This is a genomic window from Candidatus Epulonipiscium viviparus (assembly GCF_000171335.1).
GTDB lineage: Bacteria > Bacillota > Clostridia > Lachnospirales > Cellulosilyticaceae > Epulonipiscioides > Epulonipiscioides viviparus.
Window position 1 is genome coordinate 1 of sequence record NZ_ABEQ01000011.3, and the last position, 23,519, is coordinate 23,519.

21 protein-coding genes are annotated in these 23,519 nt (G+C 38.7%); 10 read left to right on the forward strand and 11 right to left on the reverse strand.

All coding sequences use genetic code 11. The features are described from left to right. Positions 1-60: 60 nt before the first annotated feature. The gene (locus tag EPU_RS02595) at positions 61-411 is read right to left on the reverse strand and encodes a hypothetical protein (RefSeq protein WP_010166486.1); all 351 of its coding nucleotides are present in this window, start codon (positions 409-411) and stop codon (positions 61-63) included. Positions 412-623: 212 nt separating this feature from the next. On the opposite strand from EPU_RS02595, the gene EPU_RS02600 reads away from it, so the two are divergent. Further along, positions 624-1,496, forward strand: coding sequence for an ABC transporter ATP-binding protein (locus tag EPU_RS02600; protein ID WP_010166488.1), 873 nt, complete (start codon positions 624-626; stop codon positions 1,494-1,496). 183 nt (positions 1,497-1,679) lie between these two features. Here EPU_RS02600 and EPU_RS02605 read toward each other — a convergent pair whose 3' ends face one another. After that, positions 1,680-2,195 carry a hypothetical protein gene (locus tag EPU_RS02605; protein WP_010166490.1) on the reverse strand — a complete coding sequence of 172 codons (516 nt, stop codon included), beginning with the start codon at positions 2,193-2,195 and terminating at the stop codon, positions 1,680-1,682. Positions 2,196-2,407: 212 nt separating this feature from the next. Between EPU_RS02605 and EPU_RS13525 the strand changes: the two genes are divergently transcribed. Further along, entirely contained in the window at positions 2,408-2,563 is a 156-nt protein-coding gene (locus EPU_RS13525; RefSeq protein ID WP_156778391.1) for a hypothetical protein, read from the forward strand. A gap of 428 nt (positions 2,564-2,991) precedes the next feature. On the opposite strand, the gene EPU_RS13860 is transcribed toward EPU_RS13525, so the two are convergent. After that, complete coding sequence (locus EPU_RS13860) at positions 2,992-3,537, reverse strand: hypothetical protein (RefSeq protein ID WP_010166497.1); 546 nt, start codon at positions 3,535-3,537, stop codon at positions 2,992-2,994. A gap of 29 nt (positions 3,538-3,566) precedes the next feature. On the opposite strand from EPU_RS13860, the gene EPU_RS02615 reads away from it, so the two are divergent. After that, positions 3,567-4,220 carry a hypothetical protein gene (locus tag EPU_RS02615; RefSeq protein WP_156778392.1) on the forward strand — a complete coding sequence of 218 codons (654 nt, stop codon included), beginning with the start codon at positions 3,567-3,569 and terminating at the stop codon, positions 4,218-4,220. A gap of 359 nt (positions 4,221-4,579) precedes the next feature. On the opposite strand, the gene EPU_RS14275 is transcribed toward EPU_RS02615, so the two are convergent. After that, positions 4,580-4,702, reverse strand: a complete 123-nt coding sequence (locus tag EPU_RS14275; RefSeq protein ID WP_255347262.1) for a hypothetical protein — start codon at positions 4,700-4,702, stop codon at positions 4,580-4,582. 121 nt (positions 4,703-4,823) lie between these two features. On the opposite strand from EPU_RS14275, the gene EPU_RS02625 reads away from it, so the two are divergent. From EPU_RS02625 to EPU_RS02645, 7 genes are all read left to right on the forward strand, one after another. Further along, positions 4,824-5,531 carry a hypothetical protein gene (locus EPU_RS02625; protein WP_010166502.1) on the forward strand — a complete coding sequence of 236 codons (708 nt, stop codon included), beginning with the start codon at positions 4,824-4,826 and terminating at the stop codon, positions 5,529-5,531. Beyond that, positions 5,503-6,555: a hypothetical protein gene (locus EPU_RS02630; protein WP_029487871.1), complete on the forward strand. Its 1,053-nt coding sequence runs from the start codon at positions 5,503-5,505 to the stop codon at positions 6,553-6,555. The genes EPU_RS02625 and EPU_RS02630 overlap by 29 nt, the downstream gene beginning before the upstream one ends. 6 nt (positions 6,556-6,561) lie before the next feature. Then, positions 6,562-7,395 carry a hypothetical protein gene (locus EPU_RS14160; protein ID WP_010166504.1) on the forward strand — a complete coding sequence of 278 codons (834 nt, stop codon included), beginning with the start codon at positions 6,562-6,564 and terminating at the stop codon, positions 7,393-7,395. Positions 7,396-7,455: 60 nt separating this feature from the next. Next, the gene (locus EPU_RS13125) at positions 7,456-7,635 is read left to right on the forward strand and encodes a hypothetical protein (protein ID WP_010166506.1); all 180 of its coding nucleotides are present in this window, start codon (positions 7,456-7,458) and stop codon (positions 7,633-7,635) included. A 60-nt stretch (positions 7,636-7,695) separates the two neighbouring features. Beyond that, positions 7,696-7,875: a hypothetical protein gene (locus EPU_RS13130; protein ID WP_010166506.1), complete on the forward strand. Its 180-nt coding sequence runs from the start codon at positions 7,696-7,698 to the stop codon at positions 7,873-7,875. 144 nt (positions 7,876-8,019) lie between these two features. Next, positions 8,020-8,676, forward strand: a complete 657-nt coding sequence (locus EPU_RS02640) for a M15 family metallopeptidase (protein WP_029487872.1) — start codon at positions 8,020-8,022, stop codon at positions 8,674-8,676. 94 nt (positions 8,677-8,770) lie between these two features. Further along, positions 8,771-10,009 (forward strand): uroporphyrinogen decarboxylase/cobalamine-independent methonine synthase family protein, encoded by a 1,239-nt coding sequence (locus EPU_RS02645; RefSeq protein WP_010166509.1) that lies wholly within the window; start codon positions 8,771-8,773, stop codon positions 10,007-10,009. 54 nt (positions 10,010-10,063) lie between these two features. Here the strand turns inward: EPU_RS02645 and EPU_RS02650 are convergent, their stop codons facing one another. The 7 genes from EPU_RS02650 to EPU_RS02680 form a co-directional block, all read right to left on the reverse strand. Continuing rightward, positions 10,064-10,693, reverse strand: coding sequence for a DUF3879 family protein (locus EPU_RS02650; RefSeq protein ID WP_010166510.1), 630 nt, complete (start codon positions 10,691-10,693; stop codon positions 10,064-10,066). A gap of 192 nt (positions 10,694-10,885) precedes the next feature. After that, the gene (locus EPU_RS02655; RefSeq protein WP_029487873.1) at positions 10,886-12,949 is read right to left on the reverse strand and encodes an ABC transporter ATP-binding protein; all 2,064 of its coding nucleotides are present in this window, start codon (positions 12,947-12,949) and stop codon (positions 10,886-10,888) included. Between the two features lie 116 nt (positions 12,950-13,065). Continuing rightward, on the reverse strand, positions 13,066-14,538 hold the full coding sequence (locus EPU_RS02660) for an alpha-L-fucosidase (protein ID WP_010166514.1): 1,473 nt from the start codon (positions 14,536-14,538) through the stop codon (positions 13,066-13,068). 109 nt (positions 14,539-14,647) lie between these two features. Next, a complete protein-coding gene (gene ytvI / locus EPU_RS02665) occupies positions 14,648-15,688 on the reverse strand; it encodes a sporulation integral membrane protein YtvI (protein ID WP_029487875.1) in 1,041 nt (346 codons plus the stop codon). Positions 15,689-15,731: 43 nt separating this feature from the next. Continuing rightward, positions 15,732-19,616 carry a 4-alpha-glucanotransferase gene (gene malQ, locus EPU_RS14470; protein ID WP_010166517.1) on the reverse strand — a complete coding sequence of 1,295 codons (3,885 nt, stop codon included), beginning with the start codon at positions 19,614-19,616 and terminating at the stop codon, positions 15,732-15,734. Between the two features lie 141 nt (positions 19,617-19,757). Beyond that, complete coding sequence (locus EPU_RS02675; RefSeq protein WP_010166518.1) at positions 19,758-21,404, reverse strand: hypothetical protein; 1,647 nt, start codon at positions 21,402-21,404, stop codon at positions 19,758-19,760. Between the two features lie 84 nt (positions 21,405-21,488). Beyond that, complete coding sequence (locus EPU_RS02680; protein ID WP_010166519.1) at positions 21,489-23,507, reverse strand: hypothetical protein; 2,019 nt, start codon at positions 23,505-23,507, stop codon at positions 21,489-21,491. Between the last annotated feature and the right edge of the window lie 12 nt (positions 23,508-23,519).

The following is a 23,519-nucleotide window of genomic DNA, read 5'->3' on the forward strand; positions in this document are numbered from 1 at the left end:
ACTTTCTAAAATAGAACAACTCTGCCATATACTATAGGCCACCATCTCCCCGCTAAAAGTTCATTGCCTTTCCAAAAGCACGAAGCTGATCCATGTATCCACCACCGCYGTCATTTCATCTGCTGTCCAACCATATGTACTATACAAGACCGTCGCCACTATTGCGCATCCAGACAGTATAAATGTAAACCACGACGAAAATTTTTTATACCAATTTGTTGCATCTTTTAATACAACAATCATAAATACAGGCAATATGGATATTCCTATTAACATGTTATTTAAAATTACCTCCTGGTTTATTATAAACCAATTTCTTATTTCTGGAAATACAATTACTAACGCTATACACATCGATATCATCGACAACAACAATCCTCTAATTAAAGGCATCGGATTTAATATTTTCATTGATACAACCTCCCTTTTTTTTTCATTATATCATATGTCACAAAACGGCTGCTAAGTAAATTTATGGTAACGAATGCTCCATTAAAACCCAATTTCGCGCACTTACAACGCCGCTTTTCTAATTATGCATAAAATCGAACTTTACAGGATATAATGAAAATGACCTAAAACCTTCATAAATATACAGCAATCTCTAAAAGGAGGCATACGCCATGATAATAGAAATAACCAACGCCACTAAATTCTATGGCAAACATAAAGCTATCGATAATCTTTCTTTCAATGTAGATAAAGGTCGTATCCACGGTCTAATCGGTGTCAATGGCTCAGGCAAAACAACTCTTATCAAAGCATTGGTTGGTATTCACGAGCTCACTTCTGGCCAGATCAAAGTCTTTGGAGAACCCGTTTTCGAAAATCCTGCTGTCAAGGCTCGCATCGGTTACGTTGCCGACAGAAATCGTTTCTTCAAAAATTACACGGTCAACGCGCTCATCAAATTTTATTCCGAAATATATCCCAAATTTAGTATAAAAAAATTCGCCGTCTACAACGACAAGATGCAACTTCCTCTAAACAGTCGCATCAACTCGCTCTCAAAAGGAATGCAAATGAGACTGTCGATCATGCTAAACTTATCGCGAAGCCCAGAAGTACTCGTACTAGACGAACCCACCTCTGGTCTCGATGTCATTGCAATCAACGATGTCCTAAACTTTATCATTACAGAAGTCAACACCAACCAAATGACCGTGCTAATTTCATCGCATCATTTAAGCAAACTCAACGCTCTCTGCGACAACATCACAATCATTAATCACGGCAAACTCAATACACATACCCTACTCAACGAACATCAAAATCAAATAAAAAAGCTGCAAGTAATATTCACAACCCCCATTGACCTCTCTTCATTTGCAGCCGATACAGCAATTCTCGACATCCAAACTATCGGCAGTGTACATTACATCGTCACCAACAACCTGCCTCATATCGAAGCCAAAATCAAAGCTATCGGCGCCAACCTCTTGGAGGAGCTGCCAATGACTCTAGAAGAAATCTTCGTCTATGCCAACAAAAACTAGCTCCTATAACGCCCCGCTTCCCCTACTACATTCGTCGCAACTACATATTCGTATGCTATAATTTGGCTTACTCCCTCAACTGCGGTTGCCGATGAAAATTCTGTCTCAGCTGCAGCTACCGATGGAAAATTCTACCTCAGCTCCAGATGCCGATTAAGATTCTAGCTCAGCTGCAGATGCCGATTAAGATTCTAGCTCAGCTGCTGTTGCCGATGAAGATTCTATCCCAGCTGCGGTTGCCGATGAAAATTCTACCTCAGCTGCGGTTGCCGATGAAAATTCTACCTCAGCTGCGGCTACCGATGAAAATTCTACCTCAGCTCCTGTTGCCGATGAAGATTCTATCCCAGCTGCGGTTGCCGATGAAAATTCTACCTCAGCTGCGGCTACCGATGAAAATTCTACCTCAGCTCCTGTTGCCGATGAAAATTCTGTCTCAGCTCCAGATGCTGATGGAGATTCTAGCTCAGCTGCAGATACTGATGAAGAAAATTCTAGCTCAGCTGCAGATACTGATGAAGAAAATTCTAGCTCAGCTACAGTTGCCGATGGAGATTCTAGCTCAGCTGCCGTTGCCGATGAAGATTCTAGCTCAGCTCCAGATGCTGATGAAGATTCTATCCCAGCTCCTGTTGCCGATGAAGATTCTATCCCAGCTCCAGATGCTGATGTAGATTCTATCTCAGCTCCAGATGCCAATGAAAATTCTGTCTCAGCTCCAGATGCTGATGTAGATTCTAGCTCAGCTCCAGATGCTGATGGAGATTCTAGCTCAGCTGCAGATACTGATGAAGAAAATTCTAGCTCAGCTACAGTTGCTGATGAAGATTCTATCCCAGCTGCCGTTGCCGATGAAGATTCTAGCTCAGCTCTAGATGTTGATGAAGATTCTATCCCAGCTGCTGTTGCCGATGGAGATTCTAGCTCAGCTCCAGATGCTGATGAAGATTCTATCCCAGCTGCGGCTAACGATTAAAATTCTACCTCAGCTGCGGCTACCGATGGAAAATTCTACCTCAGCTCCTGTTGCCGATGAAAATTCTATCTCAGCTCCTGTTGCCGATTAAGATTCTATCCCAGCTGCGGCTAACGATTAAAATTCTACCTCATCTCCTGTTGCCGATGAAAATTCTAGCTCAGCTGCGGCTACCGATGAAGATTCTAGCTCAGCTACAGATGCTGATGTAGATTCTAGCTCAGCTGCGGCTACCGATGAAAATTCTACCTCAGCTCCTGTTGCCGATGAAGATTCTATCCCAGCTGCGGCTAACGATTAAAATTCTACCTCAGCTCCTGTTGCCGATGAAGATTCTAGCTCAGCTGCAGATACTGATGAAGAAAATTCTAGCTCAGCTACAGTTGCCGATGAAGATTCTAGCTCAGCTGCAGATACTGATGAAGAAAATTCTAGCTCAGCTGCAGATACTGATGAAGAAAATTCTAGCTCAGCTGCAGATACTGATGAAGAAAATTCTAGCTCAGCTACAGTTGCCGATTAAGATTCTATCCCAGCTGCGGCTACCGATGAAAATTCTGTCTCAGCTATAGATGCTGATGAAGATTCTAGCTCAGCTGCAGATACCAATGAAAATTCTGTCTCAGCTCCAGATGCTGATGGAGATTCTAGCTCAGCTGCAGATACTGATGAAGAAAATTCTAGCTCAGCTGCAGATACTGATGAAGAAAATTCTAGCTCAGCTGCCGTTGCCGATGAAGATTCTAGCTCAGCTGCGGCTGCCGATGAAAATTCTGTCTCAGCTGCTGTTGCCGATGAAAATTCTAGCTCAGCTGCCGTTGCCGATGAAGATTCTAGCTCAGCTACAGTTGCCGATGGAGATTCTAGCTCAGCTGCCGTTGCCGATGAAGATTCTAGCTCAGCTGCAGTTGCCGATGAAGATTCTAGCTCAGCTGCCGTTGCCGATGAAGATTCTAGCTCAGCTGCAGATGCCAATGAAAATTCTGTCTCAGCTCCAGATGCTGATGAAGATTCTATCCCAGCTGCCGTTGCCGATGAAAATTCTACCTCAGCTACAGTTGCCAATTAAAATTCTGTCTCAGCTGCAGATGCCAATGAAAATTCTGTCTCAGCTCCAGATGCTGATGGAGATTCTAGCTCAGCTGCAGATACTGATGAAGAAAATTCTAGCTCAGCTGCAGATACTGATGAAGAAAATTCTAGCTCAGCTGCAGATACTGATGAAGAAAATTCTAGCTCAGCTGCAGATACTGATGAAGAAAATTCTAGCTCAGCTGCAGATACTGATGAAGAAAATTCTAGCTCAGCTGCAGATACTAATGAAGAAAATTCTAGCTCAGCTACAGTTGCCGATGAAGATTCTAGCTCAGCTGCGGCTAACGATTAAAATTCTACCTCAGCTCCAGATGCTGATGAAGATTCTAGCTCAGCTGCTGTTGCCGATGAAAATTCTACCTCAGCTACCGATGCTGATGAAGATTCTAGCTCATCTGCGGCTACCGATGGAAAATTCTACCTCAGCTCCTGTTGCCGATGAAGATTCTAGCTCAGCTGCCGTTGCCGATGTAGATTCTAGCTCAGCTGCTGTTGCCGATGAAAATTCTACCTCAGCTACCGATGCTGATGAAGATTCTAGCTCAGCTGCCGTTGCCGATGAAAATTCTGTCTCAGCTCCTGTTGCCGATGAAGATTCTATCCCAGCTGCGGCTACCGATGAAAATTCTACCTCAGCTCCAGATGCCGATTAAGATTCTATCCCAGCTGCAGATGCCAATGAAAATTCTGTCTCAGCTGCGGCTACCGATGAAAATTCTACCTCAGCTCCTGTTGCCGATGAAAATTCTACCTCAGCTGCGGCTACCGATGAAAATTCTACCTCAACTCCAGATGCTGATGTAGATTCTAGCTCAGCTGCCGTTGCCGATGAAGATTCTAGCGCAGCTGCCGTTGCCGATGAAGATTCTATCCCAGCTGCTGTTGCCGATGAAAATTCTACCTCAACTCCAGATGCTGATGTAGATTCTAGCTCAGCTGCAGATACTGATGAAGAAAATTCTAGCTCAGCTGCCGTTGCCGATTAAGATTCTATCCCAGCTGCCGTTGCCGATTAAGATTCTAGCTCAGCTGCCGTTGCCGATGAAGATTCTAGCTCAGCTGCAGATACTGATGAAGAAAATTCTAGCTCAGCTACAGTTGCCGATGAAGATTCTAGCTCAACTGCAGATGCCAATGAAAATTCTGTCTCAGCTCCAGATGCTGATGTAGATTCTAGCTCAGCTGCCGTTGCCGATTAAGATTCTAGCTCAGCTGCAGAGGGTGATTCTAATATTTTTATTATATAGGAGGTTTCTATGACTTCATTAATTATGCAAGAACTTAAAAAACTTTGCGCTTTCCTTGTCCCTGCTGCCTTTTGGCTGATTGCTTTAGCCATCTGGTCGAGCAATGCTATCGTTACGTACAAAACTGCAAACTTTCCTGTGGCAGTAATATGGATTTTAGATTCAACCGAGCCTTATATTATGTTGACCATCATTGTGCTCGTATTTTTTCAGATTACCCCTGCTTCTTGGCGATCTGTTTCAGCKAAAATTTCGGCCACTACCATATTTTTTGTCGCAACCGCTATAATTGCTGTCAGCATTCTCGCCTTTGCATATTTTAACTATGCAACCGAGTTTTCTCAATTAGCTGGTGCRGCGGCCATAATCGAATTGGTTCTAATGTCTTTTTCTCTCATTTTCATTGTGGCTATATCCGCTTTGAGATGCTTTACTGTATATCTCATTTTTGCTACCGGACAATTTTTTAACACAGGCAGGGTGAACTCCATCTTAATGACCTCGCTAGTTTTTTCTGCGACCTTTGCCATTATCTTTTTATTACAAAATTTGTTTTATATCGATTTTACCGATATCTTTTTTCTCAGATCCAACAATATCTTCTGCAATATCATTTATATTTTGGTTATTTTTACCTGTTTAAGCATAATTTTTACCAAATCTAAGCAAATTGAGACTGGAGGTTACAATGAAGACGCTACTGAAGCACGAATTTAAAAACTTAACTACGTTTATATTAATCTTTCTAATAGGCTCTGTTCTTATAGGCACTTCCGCAATGCTTTTGGGATCAAATCTCAAATTACAATATATTAGCAATTATGTGGCACGCCCAGATCTTCATAACGACTTCTACTATCTGATAMGTGATCATCAATTATTGATAATTATATTTGTAATCGCTATAGTATACACCCAGTTTCGAGATRTTAAGGATTCCACTATCTCCGAATTTATTTTGTCATTGCCATTTACCGCAAAGACAATTCTCATCTCCAAAATGATAGCAGGGGTGTCGATCATTGCTGTTGCCGGAATAATTTTTACCTCATTTTTGGTTGGCACATATCTTTATACACTTCCAATATCCAACGAACTTTGGGCTGTATTGCCGGGTGGCGAAACTCTTGCCGATGCGTATAACGTATTTAGCATAGTGTCGATGACTTTTCGATTCACATTAAATATGGTTGCAGTCTATTTGTTTTTTGTTGCAGGACAGATGCTGATAAAACGTGCTGGTGCCGCTATCATCATTACGTTTTGTAGTGCTTGCGCCGTACCATATCTTTTAGGTTACTTACATGAACGGTTCTCGCATTACGCTTTTCAAAATCAGCTCGAAAATTTTTATCAATCTATAGTTCAAACATATATTTTTGCTATTGACAAAACACCCATTGCGTATGATGAAGCATCTTTTGTCTGGGTCCGTGTTCATAGATTGAGTTTTGAAGAAGTCTCTCTAATTTTCACCTGTCTCTTATTGATTAGTCTTTCGCTACACTTGGTTAATATAGTAGGATTTACCAGATTTAGCCATTTCACTTGTTCCAAATGGCTTGATGCAACTCTAAAAATAATGTTTACATTGTGTTTTGCGTTATTGCCATTCTACTATTCAATATTGTTTGGTCAAATAACTGGTATCATGCACCTGATTTTATCCGCAGTATTTGCCATCGCTGGATACCTCTTCATCAGTAAAATTATACGCAAAGATTTAGAAAGCGAGGTGTAGATCACTATGAAATGGATAACATTATTTTTAGGATTAACTGTAATTTCTCTCGGTATCAACTCCTATAATTTATATACTACACGCACTGTTCTCGCAGCTAACACAAACCGCAACTCGATGTTCGATTATAGCTTCACTCTGCAACATCCCAACGGCATTGTTGAATATACTAGCGACCAAGATCCCTATGAGCTTCAAAATAGGATACACCAGTTTGCCGATTCTCATAATATCGACATATATAAAGGCCTCTACTACGAAGGCTACTCCTCTTTTTCCTTGGCATCTGATGATCTTGACGCAATTGCAAATCTGCTAGGCATCACAGCAGACCTCGCTTCGCCCTATGCAATCTACCATACACACGATTTTCGCATCCACATTATCAACTTCGATGCGGAGCGCGTCACTATAGTCGTCGAATTTAAAGTTGCCGATCCAGATATCAGTGTACTAAACAATCTATTATTACAAGACACCTTTGCGTTAGCCAATATTTATCTCGGTGATCAACGCACTTTGTTGCAATACAACGAAATAACTGACGATGCCAATATGAGAATTAATGTGGAACTCCAAGATGCTACCGTCGTCCAAGTTGCTATATCCTCAGACTATTTTAGAGCAGACCAGACCGGCCTTACAGCCCCTCAAGCTGCGATGATCTCTGCTGCTCTAACACAATTAGGCCTCTCAGATGTCGATGCCGCGCTAAACTTAATTCAAGCAACTCTGCTAGATTCTAACTACTCGGGGTCCATTAGCAATACAAACTACGACATCCTCACTGCTCCAGCTTCTGATGACTACAATGATGTCAGATTTACATTCAGAAAGTAATAAACTTTTTTTACCACCGTTATAGCAGACCAGACCGGCCTTACAGCCCCCCAAGCTGCGATGATCTCTGCTGCTCTAACGCAATTAGGCCTCTCAGATGTCGATGCCGCGCTAAACTTAATTCAAGCAACTCTGCTAGATTCTAACTACTCGGGGTCCATTAGCAATACAAACTACGACATCCTCACTGCTCCAGCTTCTGATGACTACAATGATGTCAGATTTACATTCAGAAAGTAATAAACTTTTTTTACCACCGTTATAGCAGACCAGACCGGCCTTACAGCCCCCCAAGCTGCGATGATCTCTGCTGCTCTAACGCAATTAGGCCTCTCAGATGTCGATGCCGCGCTAAACTTAATTCAAGCAACTCTTCTAGATTCTAACTACTCGGGGTCCATCAGYAATACAAACTACGACATCCTCACTGCTCCAGCTTCTGATGACTACAATGATGTCAGATTTACATTCAGAAAGTAATAAACTTTTTTTACCACCGTTACGGCAACCGCATCGGCTCCTGCAATACGCTTAGATACTCTCCTTGCATTATTTTATTTCAAATATACATTTTTTTCCTTTTCCGCAATACAATGATTATAGAAGATCATTTAGGAGGTATTTATGCAAAAGTTATTAGTATCATCTATATTTTTATATGCCACCATTTTTCCTATTGCTGGAACAGCAATGCTTTCTGCCGCAACACCAGAACTCTTCTCCATTACCGCCCCCGTAGCTCAGAGTTGGGAGCTGATTCTGATCAATGCCGCAAACCCCGTACCCGCCGACTACCTTCTCGAATTCGTTACATTATCTAACGGCAACAAGGTAGATAAAAGAATATATCCTTCATTACAACTCATGTTTGATACTGCTCGCGCCGAAGGAATATTTCCTAGAGTCAATAGCGGGTATCGCTCACACTCAGAACAACAGGAATTATACGATGAGCGCATTAACATGTATCTTTCTCAAGGCTCTACTCTCGAACAAGCAAGAGATCTTACCAGCGGTTGGGTTGCGTTTCCCGGAACTAGCGAGCACGAAATYGCCATTGCAGTTGATATTGGCGGCGACTGGGTAAACTCTACCAGCGATGAAGTCTATGTCTGGTTTGCCAATAATGCGCATAAATTTGGATTTATTTTGAGATACCCTGAGGGAAAGTCACATATTACAGGCATCAACTATGAACCGTGGCATTATCGATATGTAGGTGATGTAGCAACAGAAATTTACGAAGCTGGCATTACGCTAGAGGAATATCTTCTTCGTTAATAGCCAACAAAACTTCGCGCACCTCTTGCCACATCGCACAAATATGCTATACTTATCTTTCAATATAAAATTTATTTTGAAGGAGAGTTATATTATGTCAGATAAAGCGATTTTACGTCAACTTGCAACGCAATATATGGACATTGCCACACTTCCTATTCAGAGAGAAACTCTAGACTTAATCAAAGCATTCAACCGGGGCGATAACACTCGTCCATTGGTGACCATTTTTCAGCTGCCTTGGAATGAACTCACTAGCAAAAATGACTTTTTGAAGCTGCAATGTGAAGATAAGTTTTTGCGCAATCATGTAGAAGTATTTTTTAGACGAGAAATTTATAGATGGAATCATCATCAAACCGATATGCCTCTTGAACCCGTTCTTAAAATCCCTTTTGCAGCAACAGTTAGTAGATACGCTCCTAATGTTCAGCAAACATTGCTTGCTACCGATCCACAAAACAGCGTACAGTCACACTCATATATAAATCAATTTCAGGACCTTGAGGATGTTGCAAAGATTAAAGATGTCACAGTTTCTTGCGACCGCAATCTATCCAAAGAGCGTCTAGACCTTGTTACTGCCATGATCGGCGACATCATCCCTATCCACCAAGAGGGTGGCGCATATATTCGTACATCGTTATGGGATGTATTAACAGAGCTGATGGGTGTCGAAGAAATATACTATCAGCTAATCGACAATCCTGAACTTTTGCACGCACTAATGGATAGGCTTACCAATGTTACGTTATCTGGCTTTGAGCAAATTAATAAGCTACAATTAGCAAGTGTATCAAACAATTATTGCCATTGCTCTCCCGCATATACCGATGAGCTTCTTCCAGATTTTGTTTCCACCAAAGAACCAGTAACGAAAAATGCTTGGACGTTCACGATGGCTCAGCTATTTAGTAGCACTTCTCCAGCCGTTACAGCCGAGTTTGAAATTCCCTATATTTCTAAGATAGCAGAAAAATTTGGCATGATCTACTATGGCTGCTGTGAGCGACTCGATGACAGACTTGACATTGTTCAAACGATTCCAAATTTACGCAAAATCTCCTGCAGTCCTTGGAGCGACAAGAAAAACTTTGCCGCAAATCTCAACCCAAAATTCATTATGTCAAATAAGCCTTCGCCAGCATTCTTAGCCATGCCAGACTTTGATGAAGCCTTTATCGAAAAAGACCTCATAGAGACCTGCGAGATTGCCAAGAGCCATGGTTTGCGTGTAGAATTTTTGTTAAAAGACGTTTCCACATTAAAAAATGATCCAAACAGGCTCGCTCGTTGGGCAAAGATCGCAATGAAAGTTGTCAATCGTTATTAACAGCAGCATAAAAAGAGTAGATACCTAATAGATATCTACTCTTTTCTTTTATCATTATATTTTTACATCTATCGAAACAGACGAGGATGAAGATGAGGATGAAGATGCGAATGCAGACGAGGATGATGTTAATTGTTCCCACGGGTCAAAATCGTCTAAAATAGATTCATCAAAATAGTCGCCACTCTTCCAACCTGGATAATGAGAATCAATTTTTTCTCTATATAGCTTAATTGCTTCTCTTCTAAATTGAGCCAAAGTATATGTAGCAGACAGTCTTGTCTCTGGTTCAATCGTTTCTCTATAATCTTTATATGCCTGACTCAATTCTTCTCCATCAGTAAATCCTCTTCCCTCAGTAAATTCTCTGTGAACAATATCTATCATTTGTCTTTTGGCCTCATCTGATACCTTTATAATTTTTTGATAGCTACTAGGATCTTTCCCGTTAATACACATACTCCAATCCAAATCTGGTCTTTGCGCCGCTAATTTCTTTATATATGCCTCTGTATCTAAAAGTTCACTATCTACATTCATCTTACTCTTCGCATTCATTTTATTATTCAACGGATTTATAACATTAGGAAATTTTTGTGTTTTAGCGCCTATTCCCATTATTGAATTGAAATTTCCCATGCTACCTTGAAACATTTGCATACGTGCTATATCATTAACTCGCATAATCCATCCTCCTAAAATAAATTGTTCTATAAATATAGATCGACTTATTCAATACACTTCTTAACATATTTTTTATCATTTTAACATTTTTTATATTTTATCAAAAATATCTTTATGTTAAATATAATGTTTTATCATTATATCTATAAAAAGACACAAAAATAGGAGGGCTTCTGCTCCCTCCTCACTAACTTATATATTTACTGTGCGACTTCCTTTATTGCCTTCCCCTCCGAAATTACCTTCTCCTAACATACTGTTTCCATCTCTGCCATCTCTTCTATCTCTCGGCATTCCATCAGCAAATTGACCTTTGCCACGGCGACGCTTCTCTCTTCTATCTCTATTATCTCTATGCTCATCCAACGAGATGGTATATCTATTCGCTTGTGTAGAAAACAATGTGTGATACTCTCCTTTTAATTCCATCAACTCTGCATGATTTCCAAGCTCGATAATTTCGCCGTATTTCATAACCATAATCTTTGTTGCGGTAGTTGCGCTCGAAAGTCTATGCGATACAAAAATCGTGGTTTTATCGCTTCTCAATTCATCAAATTGATTAAAGATTTCTTGCTCTGCCATAGGGTCGAGCGCTGCAGTTGGCTCGTCTAAAATAAAGATATCGCTGTCGCTATAAAATGATCGTGCTATTGCTAATTTTTGCCATTGCCCAATCGAAAGCTCGGTTCCTTTGTCGTCAAAATATCTCATCAGCGGTGTATCATATTTGTGTGGCAATGTTTCTATATATGAGCTCGAATTACTATGCTTCGCCGCCGCTTCAATTTCGTCATCAATCACTTCTTTTAATATCTCTCCAAATGCAATGTTCTCTTTTACTGTCACTGCGTATTTGCCATAATCTTGAAACACCGTTCCAAATAAACTATACAATCCCTCTATTTCATACTCCTTTATATCATGCCCATCTAGTATAATTCGCCCTTCTGTTGGATCATATAGCCTCATAAGTAATTTTATTAATGTCGTTTTCCCGGCACCATTCAGCCCCACGATCACTATGGAGTCCCGCGGGTCAATTGTTATATTGATATTTTTTAATACATCGGCTTCTGTTCCTGGATATCTAAATGATACATTTTCAAAGACTATTCTGTGATCAACGCCTCTCTCGACCTTACGCGCTGGCGAAATACTAGGCACTATTGTTGGCTCTGCTTGCATATAGTCTATTAGGTTATTGATAAATAATGTACATTCGTAGATAGAAGCGGTAGTTGTGATCAGCTTTGCTATTCCTGCAGAGATCGCATTTAGCGCGCCAGTATATAATGCATAGTTACCAATTTCGTAGTTGCCGTCAAAAACCCCTCTTGCTATATACACAAATAATACACAATTTACCAAAGTTGATAGTAATGATGCGCCCACATTCCATTTGCACTCATCTACAATTAGCTTTTTTAGRCCTTTATAATATACATCAAAAACATTTGTATATTTATCAGTAAACGTATCAGTTAACCCCAACAAYTTGATTTCTTTTATTAGGTCTTTATTAACTACGATTTGCGAATAATAATTTAGTTGACGACGCTCTGTRCTACTKCGCCACATATAATTGAAATTCTTTTTTCTGAAATAAAAGTTGATAAATGTAGATGGCGTTGCGATTGCTATAATAGCCAATGCCGGCAAAATTCCTATTGCAAGTATAACGATTATGTAACTTACGATACTAATAACAGTCGAAATAATAGAAAACGTTGAAGTTAAGGCATTTATTGGCTGTCTTGACGCCTCACGCGTTGCATTTTCGAGTTTTGAGTAATATTCTGGACTATCATAACTTGCCAAATCTACTTCTTTAGACTTAATCATCAGTTTAATTTTAATATGGTTCCCAATTACTTCTCCCGAGATTCTAGTTAGGGTAACATATATGCGGTCTACAATACTCTTTAGCAACAAATATCCAAATTGTAGCATTAACAACCAGAGAATTATATTAAAACTTGTAATCTCATGCGTATACGACTTTGCCAATGCATTCAAAATCTCTTTTCCTATTAGCGAACCCGTAACCGGCATCAGTCCGTTGAACACTGTCATAAACATCATTACAAAAATAATTCCTGGATTTGCTTCCCACACCAATTTTATTATATATGACATTCGCCCTGTAATTGCAACAAACATCTCTTTTACATAAGCTGGTACCTCTTTTAATTTTTTTGGTGGCTCAATTCTATACTGATCTTGTGCCTTATTATGTGGTGGCGGTGGCGGCATTTAGTAAACACTCCCTTTCTCTTATAAATACTCTATAATATAGCATATTATCTACTTTTCAATTATATGCAACAATTTTGGTACAAATAAGAGCCCCCTRAAACGGAGGCCCCCAATTATTCTATTTCTATTTTTAGCGAATATGCTACTTCACATGGTTTTGCGACAGGAGATGTTACCACAAGCCCTTCTGCAGTTTGCTTAAATTCTAATTCACCATCAGCACCAAGCATACTCACCCTCTTAACCTTATAAGTCGTATCTATGGATTTTACCAAAAATTCTTCTGCCCATCCAAAGCATATGGCATAGACAACGCCCGGCTTTGCAGTAAATCGAATCTGAGACGCATCTCCTTCTATTTCTTTTTCATTGAAAGAAGTAAACTCATTTTTTTCAACTTTTTTTCCCTCGCCAAACACTACAAATGGACGAGTATCGTATATTGCCTCCCCATTTACCGCCATCCATGCGCCAAAATCTTCTATAAACTTCTCTTCTGTTTCATCTAATGTTCCATCTGGCTTCACAGGAATGTTCAACAATAGATTTCCATTTTTACTAACGATATCGCATAGCATTTTTATCACGAACGCTGCAGACTTGTATTGCTGCCCTACTCTATAGAACCATTTTCCAATACAAGTATCTGTTTGCCATGGCTCATCTCTGATATCGTCGACCACACCTCTCTCTAAGTCTTCTACGCAGATGCCCTCAAAATAATCGCCATGAAAATGCAATCCGCCTTTCTTCTTATCGCTAAGCGTAAAGTTTTTACAGTTATATACCGCCTCACATTTTCCGTTGTGAGTTTTTTCACTGTGATTATATAAATTTGCTATCGCAGCGCGACCAACTTCACCAAACGGTACGCCACCATCAGTGTATAGTAAGTCTACATCATATTGCTCCACAACATCTTTTACCCTATCATACCAGCCTTGAACAAACTCTTGGCTCGGATTATGCGGATAGCTCATATGATTTTCTTCATGTGGAGGATAATACAAATCTTCATATGCCGGATCGTTGCCATCGTATGGCACCCCTGCCCATTTGCCTTCTTTATCTGCGCCCTTGTTGGTATTAAACCATGAGTAGCTTCTTTCATGGTGCACTGTCACGCCAAATGGCAGCCCTTCTTTGTCCGCCGCATCTTTAAACATCTTGATAATATCTTTCTTAGGTCCATAATTTACTGCATTCCATTTATGATGCTTCGAGTTCCAGTTATCAAAATTGTCATGATGTACCGCACAAGCAACGAAGTATCTTGCACCAGCTTTTTTATATTTTGCCACTAGCGATTCTGGGTCAAATTTCTCTGCTTTCCACAACGGAATAATATCTTTGTATCCAAACTCAGACGGATGCCCATAATGCTCTAGATGATACTTATACTGATCATGGCCTTCTATATAAATATTTCTAGCATACCAATCTCCATACATCGGAGCCGACTGCGGTCCCCAGTGTGACCAAAACCCTATCTTTGCATTTCTAAACCACTCGGGACATTCATATTTTTGAAGTGATTCAACACTTGTATCAAAACTACCAGGGGTAACTTCAAATTCAATTTTCATTACTACAAAACTCCTTTATAATTAGGTAATGCAATCTCAAAGATTGTCATAGCTCTTATTATAGCATAAATTATAAATAATTTTCCAATTTTCTACAAAAAACCTCCCTCTACTCTCCAGAAGGTTCTTTAAATTTTGGAATTATACCCATCGTTTGTAATGTTTGAACTGAYACCGCTATCATCGGCCCTACAAAAACTCCGATTGCACCAAACACTTGCAATCCAATATATATACTCATCACTGTCACAAGTGCATACATTCCTATCTGCCCCGCAAGCACTCTCGGCTCCAGAACTTGTCTCATTATTACAATGATTCCATATATCGACAGCAACGAGAGCCCCAACGACCAATTTCCCAATATCAGATGATACACTCCCCACGTTATTAGAAAYGCTCCGCTTCCCAACACCGGAAACGCATCGAATATTGCAATACATACACTCAGCAAAAACGCATAGTCTCGCTTCAGTACCATAAGCCCTGTAAAGCATATGCAAAATGTTCCGCCCATCAAGATAAACTGTGTTTTCACATAGCCACCAAATGCTGTTTTCAATCCTATCTGCATCTTGTCTATATGCGGTCTGATATTATCAGGAACTTGCGCATACATAAATCTTCTCAAAAAGTAAAAATCTTTCGTTATAAAAAATGTCGCTATTAACATCACTATCATAAAAAATAGCGTTGATGGCACAAACTTTATTGTTCCATATGCCAACGGCACAATCTGCGCCAGCGAATCCGAAAACCAGTTTAGCAACTCAACCAATATATCGTCTATCGAGGTAAACCCTGCTGGCAACGGTATCGCCCATGTTTCTGATATTTCTATCAGCTTTGCCTCTAACTCTGCTTTATATGCCGGAAACGACTCACTCAGAGCTACMACTTCGCTGATCAACTTCTTAATAACTTCCACCAATCCCCATATTAATGCACTCAAAATTGTTAGCATACATAGYAATGTTCCCATTCCACGCGGTATATTGAATCTTTTCTTTAGTATGTTTACAAACGGATTTAGCAAAAAAGCAATTAAGTATGCCAAGATAAACGGAGCAAACAGACCAAAAATATATTCTACAAAAATATATATCAGTCCAAAAATTATTATTACATTTACAATTCTCTTATACAACACACACCTCAATTAAAAAAAGAGAGGTTGCCCCCTCTTTAAGTTCTTATTTCTTTTTTAAAGGACAAGGAGTAATCTCCCAAATATCTTTTGCATATTCTAAAATCGTACGATCGCTTGAGAAAATTCCAGCATTTGCAATATTTTTTAAGCATATCTGAGCCCAATGTCTCTTGTCTTTGTACGCCGCAAACACTTCGTCTTCTTTTTCTTTAAACGCTTCGAAGTCACCTAAAATATAATATTCGTCAGGACGATTCCACCCATCTTGCTTAACTAAGCTATCATATAATGCACCAAATTCGCCAGTTCCGTGGTCGTTTAGTGTTCCATCAACCAGTGCATTGACCACGCGTTTAATATCTGGGTTTTCGTTATAAATTCTAACAGGATCATAGCCATTTTGTATTCTTTCTATATCTTCGACRCGTAGYCCAAAGATAAAGTTATTTTCTTCGCCACTCTCTGCCACAATTTCAACGTTCGCGCCATCATAAGTTCCAAATGTTGGAGCTCCATTAAGCATAAACTTCATATTTCCAGTTCCTGATGCTTCCTTACCTGCAGTAGAAATTTGTTTCGAAACATCTGCTGCTGGAACCAGCTTTTCTGCATAAGTTACTCGATAGTTTTCAACGAATAGTACTTTTATCCTACCTTTTACTACCGGATCTCTATCGATTAGTTTTGAAATTTCACCAATAAATCTTACGATGCCTTTTGCTCTTGCGTATCCAGGAAACGCCTTTGCTCCAAAGAAGAACGTAATTTTTGGAATATCAAGAGTAGGGTCATCTTTAAGTCTAAAGTATAGATCCAAAATATATAGTGCATTTAGGAATTGACGCTTGTATTCATGTAAACGCTTAACCTGAATGTCAAATATTGAATCCGGGTCAACAACCACTCCCTCGTGCTCCAAAACATATGCTGCTAGCACCTTCTTATTATGATGCTTTATTTGCATAATTTTGTCAAGTACTATATCATCTTCCATATACGCTTCCAAGCCTTTTAGCAGCGACAGATCCTTTATCCACTCTGGGTTTCCAAGCAATTTTGTAATATACTTTGAAAGCTCTGGATTTGAGTAACGAATCCATCTTCTTGGCGTGATTCCGTTTGTTTTGTTTTGAAACTTTTGCGGATATAGATAATACCAGTTCGCAAACTCTGTTTCTTTTAAAATTTTTGTGTGCAAAGCCGCCACGCCATTTACAGCGAACCCAATGTGTATTGCAAGATTTGCCATATGAATTTTATTGTCTTTTAGAATTCTATAGCTGTGGATTTGATAGTCACTATAGTTTTTGTTAGCTAGCGCTTCCATACATATATAATCTATAGTTTGTATAATCTCATACACTCTCGGTAGCAGGTCGCGAAGCAAGTTGATATCCCACTTCTCAAGCGCCTCTTGCAAAATAGTGTGGTTTGTATACGCAAATACTTTTCTAGCAATGCCCAATGCTACGTCAAATTCCATTCCCTCTTTATCTACTAGCAATCTTATAAATTCTGGGATAGAAATCGTTGGATGCGTATCATTTAGCTGAATAACATGCCACTTATCAAAATCTTGCAAGCTCGCGTGATTCTTTTTATGATTCCTTATAATATCTTGCAATGACGCACTTGCCAAGAAATATTGTTGCTTAAGTCGCAAACGCTTCCCTTCCCAATTGGAATCATTTGGATATAGTACACGAGAAATATCTTCCGCTCTACATCTTTCGCGTACCGAATCATCATATCGTTGCGCATTAAACAGCGTAAAGTCGAAGCTTACAATCGGCTCACTTTGCCATAAACGAAGCGTATTGATATTATAAGTTCCGTATCCAATTATAGGCATATCATATGGCACTGCTTTTACAGTTTCACCATTAAACTCAATGTCAATTGCAAGATAGTCTTTTCTGATGCTAAACGGATCGCTACCCCAAGTATCGGCAATCTCATACTGAGCGCCATCTTTAATGATCTGTCTGAACAACCCATTGCTATATCGAATTCCATAGCCCATCAACGGCAAGTTACATGATGCTCCAGAATCCATAAAGCATGCCGCAAGCCTACCAAGACCTCCATTGCCCAGCGTCGCGTCGTCTTCCGCATCTTCTACTCTATTGATATCAATATTCAGTTGATCCAAAATTTCTTTTACTTCATCATATAATCCAAGCGAAATCAGATTGTTTCCTAATGCACGACCCATCAAATATTCTGCAGAAAAATAATATGCTCGTTTTGTTGTATCGTAGAGCTTACTTGTACTATCGATGTCATCTTGTATTTGCTCTAGCAATGCCAAACCTAAGCAGTTAAGAACTTCTTTGTAGTTTGCATCGTCGATCTTTCTGCCATATTTTACCTTAGAATATTTTGCCATACTAGCAAGAACTGCAGTCTTATCTAGGCGACGCTTTGTAATACTAGAGCCTTTTTTACATCTACCATAAAGTTTGGTTAGCGCATATAATTTTTCTGCCAATTCTGTAGTTAGATAACTAGGAGTCATTCTCCAAGTCCAGTTGCCTCCCAATGTAGATGGGATATTCATCCTAGCTTTAGATCCCAACCCTAATACATCTTGCATCTGCATAATGGCGACATCTGCCGTGCTGGCAAACATTCCTCTTATAAAGCCCCAGTTATATCCTTCTGCCAAATTTAGTTGGAAATAATCTTTGGCATGCTCAACATCTGCCTTTCCACCGCTATCCTCTATCCAACCTATAACAGTATCATTGTCATGAGTGCCCGTATACGCAATGCAATTGTGGTCGTATCCATACGGAATATAATCACTCTCTTCTCTAGAGTCAAATGCAAATTCCAAAACTTTCATTCCTGGGAACCCAGCTTCTTTTACAAACTCTCTAGTTTCTGGAGTGATATGCCCCAGATCTTCTGCAATGATATTAACTTCGCCTAAAGATTTTTTAATAGCATTAAACAAGCGCATCTTAGGACCTTTTCTCCAGCGCCCTCTTTCTGCTGTCGTATCGCCATATGGTATTTCCCAATACGATTCGAATCCTTTAAAATGGTCGATTCTGATTACATCAAACATTGTTAAATTTTGTCTGATTCTACTAATCCACCAAGTATAATTATTCTCCTCCATTAGGTCCCAATCATATATTGGGTTGCCCCACAACTGGCCTGTTGCTGAAAACGCATCTGGAGGGCATCCTGCTACTACAGTTGGAAATTTCTTGTTATCTAATTTAAACAGATGCGGAGTTGCCCAAGTTTCTGCACTGTCAAATGCTACATAAATAGGAAGATCTCCAATAAACTGAATTCCTAAACTGTTGACATACGTTTTAAGTTCTCTCCATTGCTTAAAAAATTCATATTGAACAAATTCCCAAAATCCGATTCTATCCTTAAGCTCTTGTTTGTAGTGCGCAACAGCTTCGTCTTGATAAAATTTAATATCCTCTGGCCATTCAATAAAAGCTACAAAGTTAAATTTCTCCTTTATCGCCATAAATAATGCGTAATCATCCAGCCAGAAAAAATTCTCATCTTTAAATGTCTTGATTTGATTCTCTAGTTTTCCTTTAGAGTTTTGATACGCAATCTCCAAAACTTCTAATCGTTCTTTAAACAGCTTCTTATAATCGATGCACTTAGGATTATCACCAAAATCTCTATGTTTAAAGTCTTCTTCTACTAATAATCCCTCTTCTTCTACTAACAGGTCGAAATCTATAAAATATGGATTTCCCGCAAAGGCCGAAAAGCTTTGATATGGCGAATCACCATAGCTAGTTTGCCCTATAGGTAAAATCTGCCAATACTTTTGTCCCGCGCGATCTAAAAAATCTGCAAACCTATAAGCCTCTTTACCAAACGTTCCAATACCATATTTTTCGCCTAGTGAAGAAATATGCATAATAATTCCACTACTTCTTTTCATACAACACTCCCTTTTTTATTCAACCATAAATATTTGTAACTTAATTTCAAGTATATTATATGCATTTTTCTAAAAATTACCCGATAGAGAAAAAAAAACCTCAGAGTTTTTAAATTTTCTGAGGTAAGATAGATAGTTTTTTTAAAAATGAATTCCTTTAACATATGCTTCTTGTCTCAACATCTGCAAGCTATTAGATTTATAATCATAATAAAATGTTGTTGCTACATATCCTAAGACATCATCTTCTGCTGTTCCCAAAATTGATTGTACAGCAACTAAATTTTCAGTAGCTTCTCCCCAGTATTGCACAAACTCAATCTGACTAAGTGTCATCACCCTGCCATATTGCTCATAAAATAGTTTGCCATTATTTCCGTATATCTGACCCAGCCCCTTGGAATAATGGCGGCTTATATCCAAAATAAATTTCTTGCCTGTAGACATCGATACAATCAACTTATAGTCATCTGCATATGTGGCAACACCCTTAAAGATCATGTTGAAATCACGCGAATCAAATATCATTCTCAGTTCACCAGTATTAAACGAATAGATAAAAACATCCAACCTGGTATTTGTGTAATCACTTTTGATTCTCACCACTATGTCCTTATAGGCTTCTCCGGAAAAATTTACCAACTCTAACGATGGGTCGTATCCATATGCAATTGGCAAAATAATTTGAATCATTGGCCCATTGTTACCATCTTCTATAAACACACTTAAAGATTCGTAATAGTTTTGACCTTTTGATATACCGGCCAGTTTTATGATTTCTTTACTTGAGCCACCTTTCGCATTGCCGATCTTTTGATCCACTATCATAAAATCATACGGAATCTGTGCTCCCACCAAATACTCTCCCGGATATGAATTTGGGTTAATATCGGGTGTATTTGATATCATTCCTGGCTTGGGTCTCGGCACTGGCCCCGGATTATAATCTGGCCATATCAATACCGAATCTGTCGGCGTGTTATATCCATAATCTGGTTCTGGCGTTACTGTTGGAGGCAACATTCCTGGCTTTGGCCTCGGCACTGGCCCTGGATTATAATTAATATTTTCGTAGCCCATGTCTGGTCTTGGATTATAATTGCTATTCCCATAACTTGTATCTGGTTCTATTAATATTCCTCCTGGAGGTGCATTATAGTCTATCCAGCCATTTTTTGAACCTGACCCTGAACCAGGTGCATTTGGCCTTATTGCTGGTTGAAATCCCATGTCAGATCCTGGATAATCGGCCCCGATAACAGATTGGATCCAACCCCCTCCTGTTTGCGAGCTTGCAGTAGGCCCAGAATACCCATAATTTGACGAACCATAGTCTGGATTTGTTGGGTAGCCATAGTCATAATCTGATAAATAGTTTCCTCTACTATCATTTCCTTTTAGATTTGCTTTTGCTTCGTATTTAACTCCGTCCACTAATGCGACAAACTCTAAATCGTCTTCATCCTTTTCAAAAAGCATTTCTAAGTTAACAGTATTTCCTACTACCATCAATTCTTCAGCTACATCTAAATCATCCAAAAAATATAGCTCATTTTCTTCCGCTTTGCTTAATTCTCTTACAAAACTAACAGTCCATTTAAAATTTTCTCTATCCAGTACTGCTAAATATGGTTTATCTTCTTTTTCGAACAAAATAACAATTTCTGGCTGATCATCACCATCAACATCGGATAATAAAAAATCTGCATCATCTACGCTTTTAATTATTGTTACCGTCGCGTAGCTTGGTAAAAAACCATTCAATGCATTTTTTAAATAGAAATCCATAAATCTTCCTCCTTAAACAATACTGTAATATCATTTTATGAATCCATTTTTAATTTAGAATTAGTCCCTAAAAATTCATATTTCTCACTCAGAAACCACTTCTGCATAAACTTGCTGATTATCTACTTGTAGCCTTTTAATCTGTGAATTAAACCTAAACGTTGTCACCACATACCCTACAACAATAATGCTATATATACCTATTATAGGTTGTATTGTAACTATCTTTTTTGTAAAATCTCCCCAATTTTGAATAAATTCAATTTTAGAAACTGGCATAACGGTTCCATATGCGGCACGCTTTAAAATTCCATCTGAATGATATACGACATCAACGTCCAAATCTGTTTGCGTTATGTTAAAGTTAAATCTCTTGCCTGTTGACAGAGCGATATCAATTTTATAAAAATTTTGATATGTTACAAGCCCCATAAAATGTCTATTAAAATCTTTTGCATTAAATATTAGGCTATATTTTCCATTTTTAAACGAATAAATCAAAAACTCCATCTCTTCTACACCTTTATTTATCTTAAGGACAATATCTTTATAGTGTTCTGAAGAAATATTAATCAACTCTAAAGAGATGTCTACGCATTGCAGTATTGGCAACTGAATTTGAGTAATAGGTTCGTTTTCTTCACCTTCTATAAATAAACTTAGCGAATTGTAATATTTTTTGATTTGTCCCTCGCCTACTTTGTAATTTATTATGTTTCCAACCAATTTTACTGTTTCTATCTCGATTTCAGCATCGACATTTCCACTTTTTTGAGCAATTATTATAGCGTCTTCTGGTATTGACGCATTGGATATACATTTGCCTGTCTCGTTTTTCTCATTCTCTAATAGAGGCACATTATTTAATGTGTTAACTGCTCCTTCATCTAGATCAACTTTTCCTCGAGTCACTTGCTGATCCACAATATATAACCCATTAAATTGATAATTGAGCTTAAAGACTGTCATAATATATCCCAACACATCATTTACACTAATCCCAACTATCGGCTGCATTACTACCAAATCTTGGGTCACTTCATTCCAATGCTGTATAAATTTAATTTGATTTACAGCCATCACTTGACCAAATCTTGCGCCTATTAGTAAACCGTTGCTTTGATATATCTGCCGCAAATATTTACTGTTGCTAGAATCTAGCTCAAAACTATTGCCAGTTTTTAGTTTTACATTAACCTTATAATTATTTTCGTAAGTTACCTTTCCACTGCAACTATAATTAAATGTCTGAGAATTAAACAGCATTTTTAACATTTCGGCATTAAACGAATAAACATATGCCCCCAAAATAGCATTCGGCTCCAAATCTTTTGACTTTGTTGCAAGGTTTTCTGGCTCAGGATCTGTTTTTATAAGTATATCCTTACAGATTTCTTCAGAAAAATTTATAAGCTCCAACGAAGGTTTAAATCCTACCCTATCTCCATATAGATCAAAGCGGATTGCATCTTCACCTCTATTGCTTTCTATAATCACATACATTTCAGTGTAATATTCCAAAACATCTGACATCTTTCCAATCAATTTGACTACATCCTCATATATGCCATCTCGCACTCGCCCCGCCACTTCTGCTATTACCACATCGTCTTCTGCCAAATTACCTGCAGCTACATAGTCTACACACACCGCCGGTATAGTTATCCCAAGATATGTCTCCAAAAATCCTCCCCGAAAAATTGAATCGTTAACATCCGCTTCTACTTCGTATTTTTCATCATTTACTATTGCTATAAAATTCAACTTCTCTTTATCAGGAAATAGCATATTGCCATGTACGTATTTTTTATCGTTTTCTATTATATTTTTTGACACTTCTATTGCGCTCAAAAATCTTGCGTGCCCTTCATTTGTATCTGATGCTTCTTGTATAAAATCGATTGCCCAAATATAATTGTTAACTTTTAATACAGCAATATAGTTTTTCTCATCATTGCTTAGCAACATTATTACTTCTACTTCACCATCGTTATCAATATCCGTTACTAAGAAGTCTGCGGTTTCTAGTTGAGGATCTAGTAAAACTAATTCTATATCATCTGGCAAAAAGCCCTTTAATGCATTTTTGAGATAATGATCCACATTTATTCCTCC

Coding starts and splice junctions, on each gene's coding strand:
- EPU_RS02650 (WP_010166510.1), bottom strand. CDS start 10,693: ATGCGAGTTAATGATATAGCACGTATGCAAATGTTTCAAGGTAGCATG.
- EPU_RS13125 (WP_010166506.1), top strand. CDS start 7,456: ATGATCTCTGCTGCTCTAACGCAATTAGGCCTCTCAGATGTCGATGCC.
- EPU_RS02645 (WP_010166509.1), top strand. CDS start 8,771: ATGTCAGATAAAGCGATTTTACGTCAACTTGCAACGCAATATATGGAC.
- EPU_RS02615 (WP_156778392.1), top strand. CDS start 3,567: ATGAAAATTCTGTCTCAGCTCCAGATGCTGATGGAGATTCTAGCTCAG.
- EPU_RS14160 (WP_010166504.1), top strand. CDS start 6,562: ATGAAATGGATAACATTATTTTTAGGATTAACTGTAATTTCTCTCGGT.
- EPU_RS02675 (WP_010166518.1), bottom strand. CDS start 21,404: ATGGATTTCTATTTAAAAAATGCATTGAATGGTTTTTTACCAAGCTAC.
- EPU_RS13525 (WP_156778391.1), top strand. CDS start 2,408: ATGGAGATTCTAGCTCAGCTCCAGATGCTGATGAAGATTCTATCCCAG.
- EPU_RS02660 (WP_010166514.1), bottom strand. CDS start 14,538: ATGAAAATTGAATTTGAAGTTACCCCTGGTAGTTTTGATACAAGTGTT.
- EPU_RS02600 (WP_010166488.1), top strand. CDS start 624: ATGATAATAGAAATAACCAACGCCACTAAATTCTATGGCAAACATAAA.